Genomic DNA, 17164 nt, shown 5'->3' with positions numbered 1-17164 from the left:
AGATAAATTTCAACCGGATCAGAATCATTTTTCTAAGTAGTTTTGAGTACTTAATAAGACAAGAAAAACACCTTTCGGACTGCAAGTCTCTACAGTCCGAAAGGTGTTTTTTATCTGTACAATTATCTCTTTTTGTTTTTTGAATATCGCTGGTAGAAGTCGACTTTTATCTGGATAAAATGTTCTAATTCACGAAAGAGTTGTAATAGGGTTGCCCGTGTCTCAAACTCTTCTCTAGTTTTAGGGAGAGATCGATTGCGAAATACCTCTAGGTAGCTCTCAATATCATTCAATAAGTCGTAGGCTGGATTGGTTTGACTCAGTTGGCTAGCTGTTTTTGAAAAGAGCTGAGCGACAATCAAACTCTCACTAGCGGCTAATTGGCATGTGTTAATCTGTTGAGCCATATTTCTTAAGATACGCGTTTGTCTTTGCCGCATCTCGAAGTAGTGGATATGATAATCTGTCTGGTGAAAGAGATGGTCAGAGTGATCGAGGTAAACTAACTTAAGAGCATCCTCAAGTAGTTGGTCAAGTTCATTTACAAGTTGAGCCTGATTACGGCCATCCCCTCTTTTCAGATAGTAAGAAAGCCGTAGAAGAACATCTCTGAGTTTTTCTTCAACAAGAGTATGATAATGTTGAATGTCTTTTTCACGTGAAGGCATGTAGAGATTGACCAGAAGTGCAAAGCCAGTACCGATTAGGAAGAGTAAGAGCTCATTCAGTAAAAGTGTTGGTGATGTTGTTTGTTGGATTAAGAGATGGCTGACCAGGACGCTACTAGGAGTAATCCCAATTTCCCAACCGAGTTTATAGGCCAAGGGAACATAGACTGCTAAGTAGAGTCCAAAGCTCCAGATATGATAACCAGTTAGTTGGAAAGCTATAACACCAACTAAGAGAGCTAGAAGAGTTGAAAAAAGACGATTGCGGGCTAGCTTGATCGTACTTCTGCGAGTATCAGAAAGACTCAAGATAGCAATGATACCAGCTGATACAGCTGACGACAAATCAAAAAAGTAGGCTAGAAAACAGGCAAAACAGGTTGCCAGGACTAGTTTTAAAGTACGTTGAGTGATAGACATAGAATATTTCCTTGAGAAAATGCTTTAAAGTTTTAGTAGTAGGTGAGGTAGAAAGGTCTATTCCAAGAGAGTTACTGAGAAAATAATTTGTTCTCCTTGTAGTGGTTTGATTATAGTATAAATATGTTTTGAAATCAAGTGAATCTAATAATAGTATAGGCAGAATGAATATTTACCAAACTGGTCCAGATATCGTTTTATGGTATAATAGTAGAAAGGAGTTTTACATGCAAGAATTTTTTAAAAGTTATTTTGATAAGCTAGATTTAACCTCAGTATTTGAGAATCTCTTGACCAAAGTGATTTCTCTTTTAATTTTATTTATACTATTTTATATTGCTAAAAAGCTACTTCATGCGGCTGTAAAGAAGATAGTGAAACCATCGCTTAAATTTTCAAATCGGGACGCGGGAAGACAGAAGACAATCTCTCGTTTGCTTGAAAATGTCTTTAATTACATTCTCTATTTCTTCTTAGTCTACTGCATTTTATCTATCCTAGGACTGCCTGTATCAAGTTTACTAGCTGGTGCGGGGATTGCTGGGGTTGCAATTGGTATGGGGGCACAAGGTTTCCTTTCAGATGTTATCAATGGTTTCTTTATTCTCTTTGAACGCCAGTTGGATGTAGGAGATGAAGTTGTTTTGACAAATGGTCCTATTACTGTATCGGGGAAAGTAGTTAGTGTTGGCATTCGAACAACTCAATTAAGAGGCGAAGACCAAGCCCTCCACTTTGTTCCTAACCGTAATATCACAGTGGTTAGCAATTTTTCAAGAGATGAAGAGAACTGAAATTTTACTTGATTTATGGTACAATAAAGGGAGTTTGACAGAGGAGAAATGATGGTTTTAGATAAACAATTAGGAAATGGTTGTGCCTGGATAAATCTTGATATCGAAAAAATTAAAAATCTTGAAGATTTATCTGAAATCTATGGTTTAGATAAGGAAACCATCGAATATGCTCTGGATAGAAATGAACGAGCCCACATGGACTATAACCGTGAAAATGGGACTGTAACTTTTATCTACAATGTTCTGGATCTTGAGAAGGACAAGGAATACTATGAAGCCATTCCTATGACCTTTATCGTTGAAAAACAACGAATGATTACGATCAGTAACCATAAGAACGCTTATGTGATTGAACGTATGCTGACTTATCTTAAAACTCATGAAACGATTTCAATCTACAAGTTTCTCTTTGCCAGCTTAGAGCTTATCAGTAACGCTTATTATCCTGTCATCGAAGAAATGGATAAAAGTAAGGACGAAATTAGTGCCTTGCTACGTCAAACCACGACAAAGAAAAATCTCTTTGCTCTCTCTGATTTGGAGACTGGTATGGTTTACTTGACAGCTGCGGCAAAACAAAATCGACTTCTATTGGAACATATCCAAGGTCATGCTCTTTATCGGAGATTTAACGATGTCGAACGAGAGCAGTTTGATGATGCCATGATTGAAGCCCATCAGTTGGTGTCTATGACAGATTTGATTTCTCAAGTCTTGCAACAACTCTCAGCTTCTTACAACAACATCCTTAACAATAACCTGAATGATAGTTTGACAATTTTGACTATTATCTCCGTCTTACTAGCAGTACTTGCGGTTATTACAGGTTTCTTCGGAATGAATGTTCCTCTACCATTTACAGAAGAGCCAAATGCTTGGATTTATATCTTAATGGCTAGCTTGATTTTATGGGCAGCCTTATCTCAATGGCTGAAGAAAATTACTAGGAAATAAAAGAGAAGGAGCCAGAATGGCGATTGAACATTACATGCCAGATTTTGCTGTGGAAGCAGTTTATGATTTGACAGTAGAAAGCCTGCAAAAACAGGGAATAAAAGCTGTTTTGGTAGATTTAGATAACACTCTCATTGCTTGGAATAACCCTGACGGGACTCCAGAGATGAAACGATGGTTGCACGACCTTCGTGATGCAGGGATTCGTATTATCGTAGTCTCAAACAATTCTAAGAAACGTGTTCAACGAGCAGTTGAAAAATTTGGAATTGACTATGTTTATTGGGCTTTGAAGCCTTTTACTTTCGGGATTGATCGAGCGATGAAAGAATTCCACTATGAGAAAAACGAAGTGGTCATGGTTGGGGATCAGCTCATGACAGACATTCGTGCAGCTCACCGTGCAGGAATTCGCTCGATTTTGGTTAAACCCTTGGTGTGGCACGATTCCATCAAAACGCAAATCAACCGAGCTCGTGAACGTCGTGTTATGAAGCAAATCACTGAGAAGTACGGACCTATTACTTATAAAAAAGGAATTTAACTATGGAAGAAATTCTCTGTATTGGTTGTGGAGCAACCATTCAGACGGAAGATAAGACTGGGTTGGGTTTTACACCTCAGTCAGCATTGGAAAAAGGTTTGGAAACTGGAGAAGTTTATTGCCAGCGTTGTTTCCGTCTCCGTCACTATAATGAAATTACAGATGTGCAGTTGACGGATGATGATTTCCTCAAACTCTTGCACGAGGTAGGAGACAGTGATGCCTTGGTGGTCAATGTCATTGATATTTTTGACTTCAATGGCTCTGTTATCCCAGGTTTGCCACGCTTTGTGTCAGGTAATGATGTGCTTTTGGTTGGAAATAAAAAAGACATCTTGCCTAAGTCTGTTAAGGACAGCAAGGTAACACACTGGCTGATGGAGCGCGCTCACGAAGAAGGTCTTCGTCCTGTGGATGTTGTCCTGACTTCAGCACAAAACAAGCATGCTATTAGAGAAGTAATTGACAAGATTGAGCAGTACCGTAAGGGTCGTGATGTTTACGTAGTTGGTGTGACCAACGTTGGGAAATCAACTCTTATCAATGCCATCATCCAGGAAATCACTGGTGACCAGAATGTTATCACGACGTCTCGATTCCCGGGTACAACCTTGGACAAGATTGAGATTCCGCTTGATGACGGATCTTATATCTATGATACACCGGGGATTATTCACCGTCATCAGATGGCTCACTACTTGACGGCTAAAAATCTCAAGTATGTCAGTCCTAAAAAGGAAATCAAACCAAAAACCTATCAGCTAAACCCTGAACAAACTCTGTTTTTAGGTGGATTGGGACGCTTTGACTTTATTGCAGGAGAAAAGCAAGGTTTCACAGCTTTCTTTGACAATGAACTCAAACTTCACCGCACCAAGCTAGAAGGAGCCAGTGTCTTTTACGACAAGCACCTGGGAACTCTTCTCACACCGCCAAATAGCAAGGAAAAAGAAGATTTTCCAAAACTGGTCCAACATGTCTTTACTATCAAGGACAAGACAGATCTGGTCATCTCAGGACTAGGCTGGCTCCGTGTAACAGGAACTGCCAAAGTAGCCGTCTGGGCACCAGAAGGCGTCGCAGTTGTCACACGCAAAGCCATTATTTAAACACAGAAAGGAAAGAGTTATATATAAAGGCGAGCATTGCGAGCCCATAACGAATACTTTTCGCCGTGGTGGCAGTTGGTACAAGAAATTGTACCAACAACGGAAAATCTGAGGCCTTAGGCTCAGATTTTAGTCATAAAAGTCCGAAGGACTTTGCTGACGTCCGTCACACTTCAGAAAAGTATAAAAACTCTTTTAAAGAAAATATGTCATTAACATCAAAACAACGTGCCTTCCTCAACAGCCAGGCACATACCCTCAAACCCATCATCCAAATCGGGAAAAATGGTCTCAACGACCAAATCAAAACAAGTGTTCGTCAGGCTCTTGATGCCCGTGAATTGATCAAGGTTACTCTCTTGCAAAATACAGATGAAAACATCCACGAAGTAGCTGAAATCTTGGAAGAAGAAATCGGTGTGGATACAGTTCAAAAAATTGGACGCATCTTGATCTTGTATAAACAATCAAGCAAGAAAGAGAATCGCAAGATTTCTAAAAAAGTTAAAGAAATCTAAGAATGGCACTCCCAAAAACTGTTTTTACAGAAGAGTAAAGGAGATTAACCTATGGCAATCGAATTATTAACTCCCTTTACAAAAGTGGAGTTAGAGCCAGAAATCAAGGATAAAAAACGGAAACAAGTCGGTATTTTAGGAGGGAATTTTAATCCCGTTCATAATGCCCATCTGATTGTTGCAGATCAAGTCCGTCAACAGTTGGGATTGGATCAGGTTCTGCTCATGCCCGAATACCAACCACCTCACGTAGATAAAAAGGAAACCATTCCTGAACACCATCGCCTCAAGATGTTAGAATTAGCGATTGATGGGATTGAAGGTCTGGCTATTGAGACCATCGAGCTAGATCGTAAGGGTATTTCTTACACCTACGACACCATGAAGCTTCTAACAGAGAAGAATCCAGACACAGATTACTATTTCATTATCGGTGCAGATATGGTAGACTATCTGCCTAAATGGTACCGAATTGATGAGTTGGTGGAACTAGTTCAGTTTGTAGGGGTTCAACGTCCGCGTTACAAGGCAGGGACTTCTTACCCAGTTATCTGGGTGGATGTACCTCTTATGGATATTTCATCCAGCATGGTGCGTGATTTCATTGCTCAAGGACGAACACCGAACTTTCTCTTGCCTAAACCGGTATTAGACTATATCGAGAAAGAAGGACTTTACTAATGGCATACCAGGACTATATCAACTGTTCCCGTGAGGAATTATTGAAAAAAATGGCAGAGCTTCTACCCGAGAAACGTTGGATCCATTGTTTGGGTGTAGAGCGCGCAGCCATTGAACTTGCAGAACGATTCGGAGTGGATGCCGAGAAAGCAGGTCTAGCAGGTCTCCTTCATGACTATGCTAAAAAGTTGTCAGACCAGGAATTTCTAGACTTGATTGATCGTTATCGGCTAAATCCTGACCTCAAAAACTGGGGCAATAATGTCTGGCATGGTATGGTCGGTATTTACAAAATTCAGGAAGATTTGGATTTACAAGATCCTGAAATCCTACGAGCTATTGAAATTCATACAGTAGGAGCGATTCAGATGACGGATCTTGACAAGGTTATCTACGTCGCAGACTACATTGAGCACAATCGTGCCTTTCCAGGAGTGGATCAGGCGCGTGAAATTGCTGAACTATCACTAAATAAGGCGGTAGCTTACGAGACAGCTCATACCGTGGAGCATTTAGCTCATCAGGGATTTCCCATCTATCCCCAAACCCTTGAAACCTATAACGCCTATGTGCACTATTTGAAAGAGGACTAAATGAACGAAAAAGAATTACTAGAACTAGTCGTGAAAGCGGCTGATGAGAAACGCGCGGAGGATATCCTCGCGCTTGACGTACAAGAATTGACCAGCGTGACAGATTACTTTGTTATCACTAGCTCTATGAATAGCCGTCAGTTGGATGCTATCGCTGAAAATATCCGTGAAAAAGTAGCGGAAGCAGGCTTTAAAGGCAGTCATGTCGAAGGTGATGCAGCTGGTGGCTGGGTCTTGCTAGACCTCGGCAGTGTTGTTGTGCATATCTTCTCAGAAGAAATGCGTGCTCACTATAACCTAGAAAAACTCTGGCATGAGGCAGAGTCAGTAGATTTATCTGAAGCTTTGGCGTAGTAGATGATGACTTGTGCTTAGGATTGGGAACTGCTTTGAAATTCGACAATGTATTGAAATCTTTCTGGTTTGTTGAGATCGAAGTGAGAAATTACCGAGACTTTCCGTTGTGATAATAGTTCTTGAAACGATAATGTTTCAAGAGGTCGGGAGTTTTGAGACTTTAGGCTCAAAACTAAGTCTTGGAACTTCGAAGAAGGTCGCAGACGTCCGAAATCACCTAAGGAAAGTCTTAATAAGACTTTGTCTTCAATTGAACTCAGTTGCAGTCAACTGGGTTTATTTGCTTAATTTAGAAGAAAATCGTTAGAAAGGTGAGAGCGAGTGGTATTTCCAGAGACTCTCTTGGTATCATGATTATGGCAACATACGAAACCTTTGCGGCTGTTTACGATGCAGTTATGGATGATAGTTTATACGATAAATGGACGGATTTTTCTCTTCGTCATTTGCCTAAGACTAAGGAGAGAAAGAAACTCTTGGAGCTGGCTTGCGGTACAGGGATTCAGTCTGTGCGCTTTTCTCAAGCTGGATTTGATGTGACTGGGCTTGATTTGAGTGCGGATATGTTGAAGATTGCCGAGAAGAGAGCTACTTCATCCAAGCAAAAGATTGATTTTATTGAAGGCAATATGCTGGATTTATCCAAGGCTGGTAAATACGACTTTGTGACTTGTTATTCGGACTCAATCTGCTATATGCAGGACGAGGTGGAAGTAGGGGATGTCTTTAAAGAAGTCTATAATGCCCTCAATGAAGACGGAGTTTTCATCTTTGACGTGCATTCGACCTACCAGACTGATGAAGTTTTCCCAGGCTATTCTTACCATGAAAATGCGGAAGATTTTGCCATGCTCTGGGATACCTATGAGGATGCAGCACCACATTCCATCGTGCATGAACTGACTTTCTTTATCAAGGAGGCTGACGGTTCCTTTAGTCGCCACGATGAAGTGCATGAGGAGCGCACTTACGAAGTCTTGACCTATGATATTTTGTTGGAACAGGCTGGTTTTAAGTCCTTCAAACTCTACGCAGACTTTGAGGATAAGGAGCCTACAGAGACCAGTACTCGTTGGTTTTTTGTGGCACAGAAGTAGGAGAACATCATGACCATTACAGGTATTATCGCAGAGTTCAATCCTTTTCATAATGGCCACAAATACCTGCTTGAACAAGCTAAAGGGTTGAAAATTGTGGCCATGTCTGGAAATTTCATGCAGCGTGGAGAGCCGGCTATCGTGGACAAGTGGACACGGGCTCAAATGGCACTAGAGAATGGAGCGGACTTAGTTGTAGAATTGCCCTTTTTAGTCAGTGTACAAGCAGCGGATTTCTTTGGTCAAGGTTCAGTAGATATCTTGGATCATTTGGGGATGGATACCCTAGCCTTTGGGACAGAAGAAGTTCTGGATTACCAGCAAATTGCTAACCTATATACAGAGCGTGGTCAAGAGATGGAACTCTTCATGGAAAACTTACCGGATTCTCTTTCTTACCCTCAGAAAACCCAAGCCATGTGGAAGGAATTTGCAGACCTTGATTTTTCAGGTGATACGCCCAATCATGTCCTTGCTCTTGCCTATGCCAAGGCGGTAGCAGGGCGAAAGATCAAGCTTCATCCAATTCAACGTCAGGGAGCAGGTTACCATTCTGTGGACAAGGATGTTGACTTTGCATCTGCAACAGCCCTCCGTCAGCATCAAACAGATCAGAATTTTCTAGAGCGTTTTATGCCTTCTGTTGAACTTTTTGAAAATGCTAGTAAGGTGAGTTGGGAAGATTATTTTTCACTCTTACGCTATCAAATCTTGTCAAATCCTGACCTAACTAACATTTATCAGGTCAATCAAGAAATGTCGGTGCGCATCGAGGATGCTATTAAGACAGCTCAGTCTGTGGAAGAATTAGTCGAGATAGTTGCTACCAAACGCTACACCAAAGCGCGTGTGCGACGCCTCTTGATCTATATCTTGGTACAAGCTAGAGAAAGTGACCTGCCAGAAGCCATTCATGTCCTTGGTTTTACCGAAAAAGGAAGACAACACCTTAAAACTCTTAAGGAGCAGGTTAATCTAGTTAGCCGAATCGGTAAAGAACCCTGGGATGCTATGACTCAAAAGGCAGACCAGATTTATCAACTGGGACACCCTAGTGTCGTAGAACAAAATTTTGGCAGAGTGCCAATCAGAATCGAATCGAACTAAGTCTACTGAAAGGTAGGCTTTTTTTAGTTTTTTTCGAATAACTAGATAGAAATGAAAAAATCTTGTACAAGTTCCTGACAATTTTTTTCTTTTCGTGTATAATAGTGGAAAAGAGGTAAAACGAGGTATGGTTATGGAAGCAGTTCTTTATTCAACATTCCGAAATCATTTAAAAGACTATATGAAGAAGGTAAACGATGAGTTTGAACCTTTGACGGTGGTCAATAAAAATCCAGATGAAGATATTGTAGTCCTATCAAAGAGCGAGTGGGATAGTATTCAAGAAACTTTGAGGATTGCTCAGAATAAGGAACTTTCTGATAAGGTCTTGCGAGGAATGTCCCAAGTTCGTGCAGGACGCACGCAGGTTCATGTGATTGAGGAGTGATGAATGCTACTCAAGTTTACAGAAGATGCCTGGGCGGATTATTGCTACTGGCAAACTCAGGACAAGAAAACATTAAAAAGAATCAACAAACTAATCAAGGATATTCAACGTGATCCATTTACAGGAATTGGGAAACCAGAGCCACTCAAATACGATTACCAAGGAGCCTGGTCACGTCGCGTTGACGCTGAAAATCGCTTGATTTACATGATGGATGGAGATAGCATCGCTTTCTTATCCTTTAAAGATCATTACTAAGTCTACTGTGAGGTGGACTTTTTTCTTATTTTTTGCAAAAAAAAATTCTTTTATAAAATAGTTAGGTTTAAGAAGCTTATTTTACTAAGGAAAATGAAGATATTGCTCCTAAAAATAACTAAAACAACTTCCATTTAAGGTTTGTTAAAAATATTTTTTTGTGGTAAAATGTATAAGAATGCATGTCATTCGGATAAACAAATAAATTGAGGTAAAAACATGGAAATTATGGCGATTGTTATAGTTGTTTTTGCCGTCATCATTGGTTTAGTCATTGGATATGTCAGCATCTCAGTCAAGATGAAATCATCACAAGAGGCTGCAGAGTTGATGCTTTTAAATGCTGAACAAGAAGCAACTAATTTACGAGGACAAGCTGAGCGCGAAGCGGATTTATTAATCAATGAAGCTAAAAGCGAAAGCAAATCCCTTAAAAAAGAAGCACTATTGGAGGCTAAAGAAGAAGCCAGAAAATACCGCGAAGAAGTGGACGCTGAATTTAAGTCGGAGCGTCAAGAACTCAAGCAAATCGAAAGTCGTTTGACGGAGAGAGCTACGAGCCTTGACCGTAAAGACGATAATTTGACGAACAAAGAAAAAACACTTGAACAAAAAGAACAAAGTATTTCTGATAGAGCAAAAAACCTTGATGCACGTGAAGAGCAACTAGAGGAAATTGAAAAGCAAAAGCAAGCTGAACTTGAGCGTGTCGGAAGTCTGACTCAGTCGGAGGCGAAAGATATTATCTTAGCCCAAACAGAAGAAGACTTGACTAAGGAAATTGCTAGCCGCATTCGTGAGGCAGAGCAAGAAGTCAAGGAACGTTCAGATAAGCTTGCTAAGGATATCTTGTCCCAAGCCATGCAGAGAATTGCTGGTGAGTATGTAGCTGAGTCTACAAACTCAACCGTTCATCTGCCTGATGATACTATGAAAGGTCGTATCATTGGTCGTGAAGGTCGCAATATCCGTACTTTTGAAAGTTTGACAGGGGTTGATGTCATCATTGATGATACGCCAGAAGTGGTAACCTTGTCAGGTTTTGATCCTATCCGCCGTGAGATTGCCCGTATGACGATGGAAACCTTACTTAAGGATGGACGTATTCACCCAGCTCGTATCGAAGAGTTGGTTGAGAAAAACCGTCAAGAAATTGATAACCGTATTCGTGAATATGGTGAAGCTGCAGCCTACGAAATTGGGGCGCCGAACCTTCACCCTGACTTGATGAAGATCATGGGTCGCTTACAGTTCCGTACTTCATACGGACAAAATGTCTTGCGACACTCAATCGAAGTGGCTAAGTTAGCTGGTATCATGGCTAGCGAACTTGGTGAAAATGCGGCTCTTGCCCGTCGTGCAGGATTCCTTCACGATATTGGTAAAGCCATTGACCGTGAGGTAGAAGGCAGCCACGTTGAGATTGGTACAGAATTGGCTCGCAAGTATAAGGAACACCCAGTTGTGATCAATACTATTGCTAGCCACCACGGAGATGTAGAACCTGAGAGTGTGATTGCAGTTATCGTTGCTGCAGCGGATGCCTTAAGTGCAGCCCGTCCAGGAGCTCGTAGCGAATCGCTTGAAAGCTACATCAAACGTCTCCATGATTTAGAGGAAATCGCGAATAGCTTTGAAGGTGTTCAAAATAGCTTTGCCCTTCAAGCAGGTCGTGAAATCCGCATCATGGTAAACCCAGGTCAAATCAAGGACGACAAGGTCACAATCTTGGCTCACAAAGTTCGTGAGAAAATTGAAAGTAATCTCGATTACCCAGGAAATATCAAGGTAACCGTGATTCGTGAACTTCGTGCAGTTGATTATGCAAAATAAATAAGAAAGAGCAGTTGAAAAATTACTGCTTTTTTGTTACACTAGATAGAAAGATTGTAGTAAGCAGAAATGCCTTCACAAAGATAATTCTGATGAATTTTCGAGTCATTTCACAAACTATCCAAAGGAGACATCATGGCAGACCGTGGCTTACTAATCGTTTTTTCAGGTCCTTCTGGAGTTGGAAAAGGAACGGTTAGACGAGAAATTTTTGAGAGTTCTGAAAATCAATTCCAATATTCTGTATCTATGACAACACGGGCTCAACGTCCAGGTGAAGTAGACGGTGTTGATTATTTCTTCCGTACACGCGAAGAATTTGAAGAGTTGATTCGTCAAGGACAAATGTTAGAGTATGCAGAGTATGTAGGCAACTACTACGGAACTCCTCTGACCTATGTCAATGAAACCCTTGATAAGGGAATCGACGTCTTCCTTGAAATTGAAGTACAAGGGGCTCTCCAGGTCAAGAAAAAAGTTCCAGATGCAGTCTTTATCTTTTTGACACCACCAGATTTGGAAGAATTGCAAGATCGTCTCGTAGGCCGTGGTACAGATAGCGCAGAAGTGATTGCCCAACGTATCGAAAAAGCTAAAGAAGAAATTGCTTTGATGCGTGAGTATGACTATGCTATTGTTAATGACCATGTTGCTCTTGCCGCAGAACGTGTCAAACGTGTGATTGAAGCAGAACATTTCCGTGTCGATCGTGTTATCGGTCACTATCAGGATATGCTACCAAAGTCTCCGACTATTCGATAAACTATAGAAAACAGGTACAAACAAATGATGCTTAAACCCTCTATTGATACCTTACTTGACAAGGTACCATCAAAATATTCACTCGTAATCTTGTTAGCAAAACGTGCTCACGAATTAGAAGCTGGAGCAACTCCAACACAAGAATTCAAATCTGAAAAATCTACACTTCGTGCCTTGGAAGAAATTGAATCTGGGAATGTAACCATCCACCCAGATCCAGAAGGAAAACGCGAAGCTGTTCGTCGTCGTATCGAAGAAGAAAGACGATTGAGAGAAGAAGAAGAAAAGAAAATCAAAGAGCAAATTGCGAAAGAAAAAGAAGAAGGTGAAAAAATTTAAGGTTGGGGGGACTCAATCTTATTTTTTCTATTGCAAGAATACTCAATCAATTGAAACGATTTAAGAAGAGAAGGAGGTGAGGATATGGCTATTGCAAAAATCATTGTAGATGTTCCTTTGATGCAGACAGACCAGCCCTATAGCTACAAGATTCCAGAGGAATTTGAGGGGATGCTAGAAGTTGGTATGCGGGTTCATGTACCCTTTGGGAAGGCTAATCGCTTGATTCAGGGAATTGTTCTTGGAATTGAACAAGAAAATGATGCGGAAGTGGCAGACGATGACTTGAAAGAGATTGCCGAAGTGCTGGACTTTTCTCCTGTCTTAACGGAGGAACAACTCTGGCTAGCTGAATTACTACGTAAGTCAGTATTCTCTTATAAAATTTCCATTCTTAAAGCAATGCTTCCTGGGTTTTTGAACTCTAGCTATGATAAGATCCTCTATCCTCTGGAAGGCTTGAGTCAAGAAGACAGACATCGTTTGTTTGGTTCGCAGGAGTCTCTAGCATTTTCATCTCTAGACTTAGAAAAGCAGGCTGAGATGATGCGGTTGACTCGAAAAGGTCTTTTAAAACTAGAGTACCAGGCTGTGGATCAGAAGAAAGTTAAGACGCAGTCTTGGGTTGAAGTGAATCGTGACAAATTAGAAAAACTAGAAATCTCAAACCGTGCCAAGAAGAAATTGGAACTGCGAGATTATTTATTAGCACATCCTGAAACAGTTCCTCTGGCTGATTTGTTAGAACATTACTCACGCGAACAAGTTAACTTCTTTGTGGAACATGGTGCTGTTACCATCGTTCAAAAGGAAGTCCAACGCTCAGCTGCCTACTTTGAAGGAATTGAGTCGAATCAAGCCCTAGAGTTAAACCCAGAGCAAAAACAAGCCTGTGAGGCAGTTGTTGGAGCGATTGGTAAGCAGCAACCTCCCTTTCTACTTCAAGGAATTACAGGAAGTGGGAAAACCGAGGTTTACTTGCAGATTATCCAAGGTGCTTTGGATATGGGAAAAACAGCAATTGTTCTAGTTCCGGAAATCTCTCTGACACCTCAAATGACGGAGCGCTTTATTGCACGGTTTGGCGATAAAGTTGCCATTCTCCACTCTGGCTTGTCAAATGGTGAAAAGTACGATGAATGGCGCAAGGTGGAGCGTGGGGAAGCCCAGGTAGTTGTTGGAGCCAGATCTGCTATTTTCGCTCCATTGAAAAATCTAGGTGTTATCATTATTGATGAAGAGCACGAGGCCAGCTACAAGCAAGATAGCAATCCTCGTTACCATGCTAGAGACGTGGCTCTTTTACGAGCTCAGTACAATCAAGCAGCATTAGTCCTTGGTTCTGCAACACCGAGTCTAGAAAGCCGTGCGCGTGCTGGCAAGGGTGTTTATCAACATATCCGCCTGACGCAAAGGGCCAATCCTTTTGCCAGTATTCCTGAAGTTCAACTCATTGACTTCCGTGATTATATCGGACAAAATGAGGCGTCGAACTTCACACCACCTCTGATTGAGGCCATTCGAGATCGATTGGATAAAAAAGAGCAGGTTGTTCTCATGCTCAATCGCCGTGGTTATTCAAGTTTTGTCATGTGCCGGGAATGTGGGACCGTGGATACCTGTCCGAACTGCGATATTTCCTTGACGCTGCATATGGATACTAAGACTATGAACTGTCATTATTGTGGTTTTTCTAAGGAAATCCCCCATGTCTGTCCAAACTGTCAGAGTCGCAGCATTCGTTATTACGGGACAGGGACTCAAAAGGCCTATGATGAGCTAGCAGAACTCTTTCCAGAGGCACGCATTCTACGCATGGATGTGGATACAACTCGCAAAAAGGGTAGTCACCAAGCCTTACTTGAGAAGTTTGGAAAAGGGGAAGCGGATATTTTACTTGGCACCCAGATGATTGCCAAGGGCTTGGATTTTCCAAATGTAACCCTTGTCGGTGTTCTCAATGCGGATACAGCCTTGAACCTGCCTGATTTTCGTTCTTCTGAGAGGACTTTCCAACTCTTGACCCAGGTAGCCGGTCGTGCCGGTCGCGCTGAAAAAGCAGGTCAGGTCTTGATTCAGTCCTATAATCCTCAACACTATGCCATTCGTTTTGCCAAGGAACAGGACTACGAAGGTTTTTATGCCTATGAAATGGGCATCAGACGTCAGTTGGGTTATCCACCTTATTATTTCACTATTGGGATTACCTTGTCTCATAAGAAAGAAGAAGAGGTTCTTAGAAGAGCTTATGAGGTCATGGAAATTTTGCGGTCAGGTTTGTCGGATGCTAGTATCATCCTTGGTCCAACGCCTAAACCTATCGCTCGTACTCATAACCTCTATCACTACCAAATATTGATTAAATATCGTTTAGAAGATGAGTTGGCTTCGACCCTTAACCAGGTCTTGGCCTTGACACAAGAACGTGAAAACAGTGAGCTTCGTCTCAGTATTGATCACGAACCGCAGCAATTTTTGTAAAAAGGAGAAAAGATGACAAAACTAATCTTTATGGGAACGCCCGATTTTTCAGCGACCGTTTTGAAGGGACTTTTGTCAGATGATCGCTATGAAATCGTGGCCGTCGTGACTCAGCCAGATCGAGCGGTCGGTCGTAAAAAAGTCATTCAAGAAACCCCAGTGAAACAAGCAGCTAAAGAAGCAGGGCTTCCTATCTACCAACCCGAAAAATTATCAGGTAGTCCAGAAATGGAAGCTATCATGAATTTGGGAGCTGATGGGATTGTGACTGCAGCTTTTGGACAATTTCTCCCAAGTAAACTCCTTGATAGCATGGATTTTGCAGTCAATGTGCATGCTTCGCTTCTTCCTAAACACCGTGGCGGTGCTCCTATTCATTACGCCTTGATTCAAGGTGATGAGGAAGCAGGAGTAACCATTATGGAAATGGTCAAGGAAATGGATGCTGGTGATATGATTTCTCGCCGTAGCATTCCCATTACCGATGAGGACAATGTCGGAACCTTGTTTGAAAAATTGGCCATTGTTGGTCGTGATTTGCTTTTGGATACTCTACCAGCTTATATAGCTGGTGAAATTCAGCCTCAACCACAAGACCCAAGCCAGGTTACATTCTCACCAAATATCAAACCTGAGGAAGAAAAGTTGGATTGGAACAAGACCAACCGTCAACTCTTTAACCAAATCCGTGGGATGAATCCATGGCCAGTTGCTCATACCTTCCTAAAAGGAGAACGCTTCAAAATCTATGAAGCTCTGCCTGTAGAAGGGAAGGGTAATCCGGGTGAGATTATCTCCATCGGTAAGAAGGAGTTGATCGTCGCAACAGCAGAAGGAGCTCTATCTCTCAAACAGGTTCAACCAGCAGGAAAACCTAAGATGGACATTGCCTCCTTCCTTAACGGTGTGGGCCGTACCTTGGCTGTAGGAGAACGATTTGGTGACTAAAGTAGAAACGGCTAGAAACTTAGCCTTAAAGGTGCTAGAGGATGTCTTTGTCAATCAAGCTTACTCCAATATCGCCTTAAATAAACACCTCAAGGGAAGTCAACTGTCAACAGCAGACAAAGGTTTGGTGACAGAGCTTGTGTATGGAACAGTAGCACGAAAACTCACACTAGAGTGGTACATTTCCCACTTTATTGAGGATAGAGACAAGCTAGACAGCTGGCTCTATGTTCTGCTTCTCATGAGCGTCTATCAACTCCAATATCTAGATAAGCTTCCTGACCATGCAGTGGTCAATGAAGCCGTAGAAATTGCAAAATCTCGTAAGAAAGGCAGTGAAAAACTAGTCAATGCTATTCTGCGCCGTATTTTGCGTGAGGGTTTGCCAGATATCACCACTATCAAACGTAAAAATAAGCGTGATTCCATTGCTTACTCTCTTCCAGTTTGGTTGGTTTCTAAACTCAAGGAAGAGTATGGAGAAGCGCGAGCTCAAGCGATTTTTGAAAGTCTTTTAAAACGCAACAAAGCTAGTATTCGAGTGACAGATTTGAGCCGCAAAGAGGAAATTAAAACTTTACTTGATGCCAGTGATTCGATTCTGTCAGCTGCTGGTTTGGTCAAGGAGCAAGGGCATTTTGCTAGTCATGACTTATTTGCTGAAGGGGCTATTACCATCCAGGATGAGTCTAGTCAGTTGGTTGCGCCTACACTAGATTTACAAGGAGATGAGCAGGTTTTAGATGCCTGTGCGGCTCCTGGTGGCAAGACAGCCCATATGGCGTCTTATCTAACGACAGGTCAGGTAACAGCTCTGGATTTCTACGACCATAAACTCACTTTGATTCAAGAAAATGCTCAGCGTTTAGGTGTAGCAGATCGTGTGCAAACGCAAAAACTGGATGCTCGAAAAGTGCATGAGTTTTTTGGCAAGGATCAATTTGATAAGATTCTAGTCGATGCCCCTTGTTCAGGGATTGGACTTTTACGTCGGAAACCAGATATCAAATACAACAAAGACACTGCTGATTTCGCGTCATTACAGGAAATTCAGTTGGAAATATTAGGTAGTGTTTGTCAAACGCTACGTAAAGGTGGTATAATAACTTATAGTACCTGCACTATTGTCTCTGAAGAGAACTTTCAAGTTGTTCAAGCGTTTTTAGAAAGTCATCCAGAGTTCGAGCAGGTTAAACTAGAACACGAATGCAAGGATATCCTGAAAGATGGCTGCATCCTCATTACTCCAGATTTGTATGGAAGTGATGGATTCTTTATCAGCCAATTTCGCAAGATATCCGATTAGGAAG

The 17164-nt window shown here is 41.6% G+C and carries 19 protein-coding genes; 18 read left to right on the top strand and 1 reads right to left on the bottom strand.

Annotation, left to right across the window (positions count from 1 at the left end; translation table 11 throughout):
• Positions 1 to 122: 122 nt before the first annotated feature.
• The gene (locus tag QM810_RS03970) at positions 123 to 1088 is read right to left on the bottom strand and encodes an aromatic acid exporter family protein (protein ID WP_414253941.1); all 966 of its coding nucleotides are present in this window, start codon (positions 1086 to 1088) and stop codon (positions 123 to 125) included.
• 227 nt (positions 1089 to 1315) lie between these two features.
• Here QM810_RS03970 and QM810_RS03965 point away from each other — a divergent pair, with 227 nt between their 5' ends.
• From QM810_RS03965 to rsmB, 18 genes are all read left to right on the top strand, one after another.
• A complete protein-coding gene (locus QM810_RS03965; RefSeq protein ID WP_414253940.1) occupies positions 1316 to 1882 on the top strand; it encodes a mechanosensitive ion channel family protein in 567 nt (188 codons plus the stop codon).
• Between the two features lie 51 nt (positions 1883 to 1933).
• Entirely contained in the window at positions 1934 to 2839 is a 906-nt protein-coding gene (locus tag QM810_RS03960; protein ID WP_414253939.1) for a magnesium transporter CorA family protein, read from the top strand.
• A 16-nt stretch (positions 2840 to 2855) separates the two neighbouring features.
• Positions 2856 to 3383, top strand: coding sequence for a YqeG family HAD IIIA-type phosphatase (locus QM810_RS03955; RefSeq protein WP_414253938.1), 528 nt, complete (start codon positions 2856 to 2858; stop codon positions 3381 to 3383).
• A 2-nt stretch (positions 3384 to 3385) separates the two neighbouring features.
• Complete coding sequence (gene yqeH, locus QM810_RS03950) at positions 3386 to 4492, top strand: ribosome biogenesis GTPase YqeH (RefSeq protein ID WP_414253937.1); 1107 nt, start codon at positions 3386 to 3388, stop codon at positions 4490 to 4492.
• Between the two features lie 206 nt (positions 4493 to 4698).
• Positions 4699 to 5010 (top strand): ribosome assembly RNA-binding protein YhbY, encoded by a 312-nt coding sequence (gene yhbY / locus QM810_RS03945; RefSeq protein ID WP_000060171.1) that lies wholly within the window; start codon positions 4699 to 4701, stop codon positions 5008 to 5010.
• 51 nt (positions 5011 to 5061) lie between these two features.
• A complete protein-coding gene (locus QM810_RS03940; protein ID WP_414253936.1) occupies positions 5062 to 5691 on the top strand; it encodes a nicotinate-nucleotide adenylyltransferase in 630 nt (209 codons plus the stop codon).
• Entirely contained in the window at positions 5691 to 6284 is a 594-nt protein-coding gene (yqeK, locus tag QM810_RS03935; RefSeq protein WP_414253935.1) for a bis(5'-nucleosyl)-tetraphosphatase (symmetrical) YqeK, read from the top strand. Before QM810_RS03940 ends, yqeK begins: the two co-directional genes overlap by 1 nt.
• A complete protein-coding gene (rsfS, locus tag QM810_RS03930; protein WP_414253934.1) occupies positions 6285 to 6638 on the top strand; it encodes a ribosome silencing factor in 354 nt (117 codons plus the stop codon).
• Positions 6639 to 6997: 359 nt separating this feature from the next.
• Positions 6998 to 7738: a class I SAM-dependent DNA methyltransferase gene (locus QM810_RS03925; RefSeq protein WP_414253933.1), complete on the top strand. Its 741-nt coding sequence runs from the start codon at positions 6998 to 7000 to the stop codon at positions 7736 to 7738.
• Positions 7739 to 7747: 9 nt separating this feature from the next.
• Positions 7748 to 8845 (top strand): nucleotidyltransferase, encoded by a 1098-nt coding sequence (locus QM810_RS03920; RefSeq protein ID WP_414253932.1) that lies wholly within the window; start codon positions 7748 to 7750, stop codon positions 8843 to 8845.
• Between the two features lie 133 nt (positions 8846 to 8978).
• Positions 8979 to 9233, top strand: coding sequence for a type II toxin-antitoxin system Phd/YefM family antitoxin (locus tag QM810_RS03915; RefSeq protein ID WP_198921333.1), 255 nt, complete (start codon positions 8979 to 8981; stop codon positions 9231 to 9233).
• A 3-nt stretch (positions 9234 to 9236) separates the two neighbouring features.
• A complete protein-coding gene (locus QM810_RS03910; protein WP_045615310.1) occupies positions 9237 to 9491 on the top strand; it encodes a Txe/YoeB family addiction module toxin in 255 nt (84 codons plus the stop codon).
• A 219-nt stretch (positions 9492 to 9710) separates the two neighbouring features.
• On the top strand, positions 9711 to 11324 hold the full coding sequence (locus QM810_RS03905; protein ID WP_045615311.1) for a ribonuclease Y: 1614 nt from the start codon (positions 9711 to 9713) through the stop codon (positions 11322 to 11324).
• Positions 11325 to 11459: 135 nt separating this feature from the next.
• Positions 11460 to 12086 carry a guanylate kinase gene (gmk, locus tag QM810_RS03900; protein WP_045615312.1) on the top strand — a complete coding sequence of 209 codons (627 nt, stop codon included), beginning with the start codon at positions 11460 to 11462 and terminating at the stop codon, positions 12084 to 12086.
• A 24-nt stretch (positions 12087 to 12110) separates the two neighbouring features.
• Positions 12111 to 12425, top strand: a complete 315-nt coding sequence (gene rpoZ, locus QM810_RS03895) for a DNA-directed RNA polymerase subunit omega (protein WP_006149960.1) — start codon at positions 12111 to 12113, stop codon at positions 12423 to 12425.
• A gap of 84 nt (positions 12426 to 12509) precedes the next feature.
• Complete coding sequence (locus tag QM810_RS03890; RefSeq protein WP_414253931.1) at positions 12510 to 14906, top strand: primosomal protein N'; 2397 nt, start codon at positions 12510 to 12512, stop codon at positions 14904 to 14906.
• Positions 14907 to 14918: 12 nt separating this feature from the next.
• On the top strand, positions 14919 to 15854 hold the full coding sequence (fmt, locus tag QM810_RS03885) for a methionyl-tRNA formyltransferase (RefSeq protein ID WP_414253930.1): 936 nt from the start codon (positions 14919 to 14921) through the stop codon (positions 15852 to 15854).
• The gene (gene rsmB / locus QM810_RS03880; RefSeq protein WP_414253929.1) at positions 15847 to 17160 is read left to right on the top strand and encodes a 16S rRNA (cytosine(967)-C(5))-methyltransferase RsmB; all 1314 of its coding nucleotides are present in this window, start codon (positions 15847 to 15849) and stop codon (positions 17158 to 17160) included. Before fmt ends, rsmB begins: the two co-directional genes overlap by 8 nt.
• The last annotated feature ends 4 nt before the right edge of the window (positions 17161 to 17164 follow it).

It is taken from the genome of Streptococcus infantis, assembly GCF_047464155.1.
Lineage (GTDB): Bacteria > Bacillota > Bacilli > Lactobacillales > Streptococcaceae > Streptococcus > Streptococcus infantis_U.
This window is presented reverse-complemented; position numbering and strand designations above follow the sequence as displayed.

Excerpts from the sequence above, each read along its gene's own strand:
- QM810_RS03970 (WP_414253941.1), bottom strand. The coding sequence starts at position 1,088 with ATGTCTATCACTCAACGTACTTTAAAACTAGTCCTGGCAACCTGTTTT.
- QM810_RS03965 (WP_414253940.1), top strand. The coding sequence starts at position 1,316 with ATGCAAGAATTTTTTAAAAGTTATTTTGATAAGCTAGATTTAACCTCA.
- QM810_RS03960 (WP_414253939.1), top strand. The coding sequence starts at position 1,934 with ATGGTTTTAGATAAACAATTAGGAAATGGTTGTGCCTGGATAAATCTT.
- QM810_RS03955 (WP_414253938.1), top strand. The coding sequence starts at position 2,856 with ATGGCGATTGAACATTACATGCCAGATTTTGCTGTGGAAGCAGTTTAT.
- yqeH (WP_414253937.1), top strand. The coding sequence starts at position 3,386 with ATGGAAGAAATTCTCTGTATTGGTTGTGGAGCAACCATTCAGACGGAA.
- yhbY (WP_000060171.1), top strand. The coding sequence starts at position 4,699 with ATGTCATTAACATCAAAACAACGTGCCTTCCTCAACAGCCAGGCACAT.
- QM810_RS03940 (WP_414253936.1), top strand. The coding sequence starts at position 5,062 with ATGGCAATCGAATTATTAACTCCCTTTACAAAAGTGGAGTTAGAGCCA.
- yqeK (WP_414253935.1), top strand. The coding sequence starts at position 5,691 with ATGGCATACCAGGACTATATCAACTGTTCCCGTGAGGAATTATTGAAA.
- rsfS (WP_414253934.1), top strand. The coding sequence starts at position 6,285 with ATGAACGAAAAAGAATTACTAGAACTAGTCGTGAAAGCGGCTGATGAG.
- QM810_RS03925 (WP_414253933.1), top strand. The coding sequence starts at position 6,998 with ATGGCAACATACGAAACCTTTGCGGCTGTTTACGATGCAGTTATGGAT.
- QM810_RS03920 (WP_414253932.1), top strand. The coding sequence starts at position 7,748 with ATGACCATTACAGGTATTATCGCAGAGTTCAATCCTTTTCATAATGGC.
- QM810_RS03915 (WP_198921333.1), top strand. The coding sequence starts at position 8,979 with ATGGAAGCAGTTCTTTATTCAACATTCCGAAATCATTTAAAAGACTAT.
- QM810_RS03910 (WP_045615310.1), top strand. The coding sequence starts at position 9,237 with ATGCTACTCAAGTTTACAGAAGATGCCTGGGCGGATTATTGCTACTGG.
- QM810_RS03905 (WP_045615311.1), top strand. The coding sequence starts at position 9,711 with ATGGAAATTATGGCGATTGTTATAGTTGTTTTTGCCGTCATCATTGGT.
- gmk (WP_045615312.1), top strand. The coding sequence starts at position 11,460 with ATGGCAGACCGTGGCTTACTAATCGTTTTTTCAGGTCCTTCTGGAGTT.
- rpoZ (WP_006149960.1), top strand. The coding sequence starts at position 12,111 with ATGATGCTTAAACCCTCTATTGATACCTTACTTGACAAGGTACCATCA.
- QM810_RS03890 (WP_414253931.1), top strand. The coding sequence starts at position 12,510 with ATGGCTATTGCAAAAATCATTGTAGATGTTCCTTTGATGCAGACAGAC.
- fmt (WP_414253930.1), top strand. The coding sequence starts at position 14,919 with ATGACAAAACTAATCTTTATGGGAACGCCCGATTTTTCAGCGACCGTT.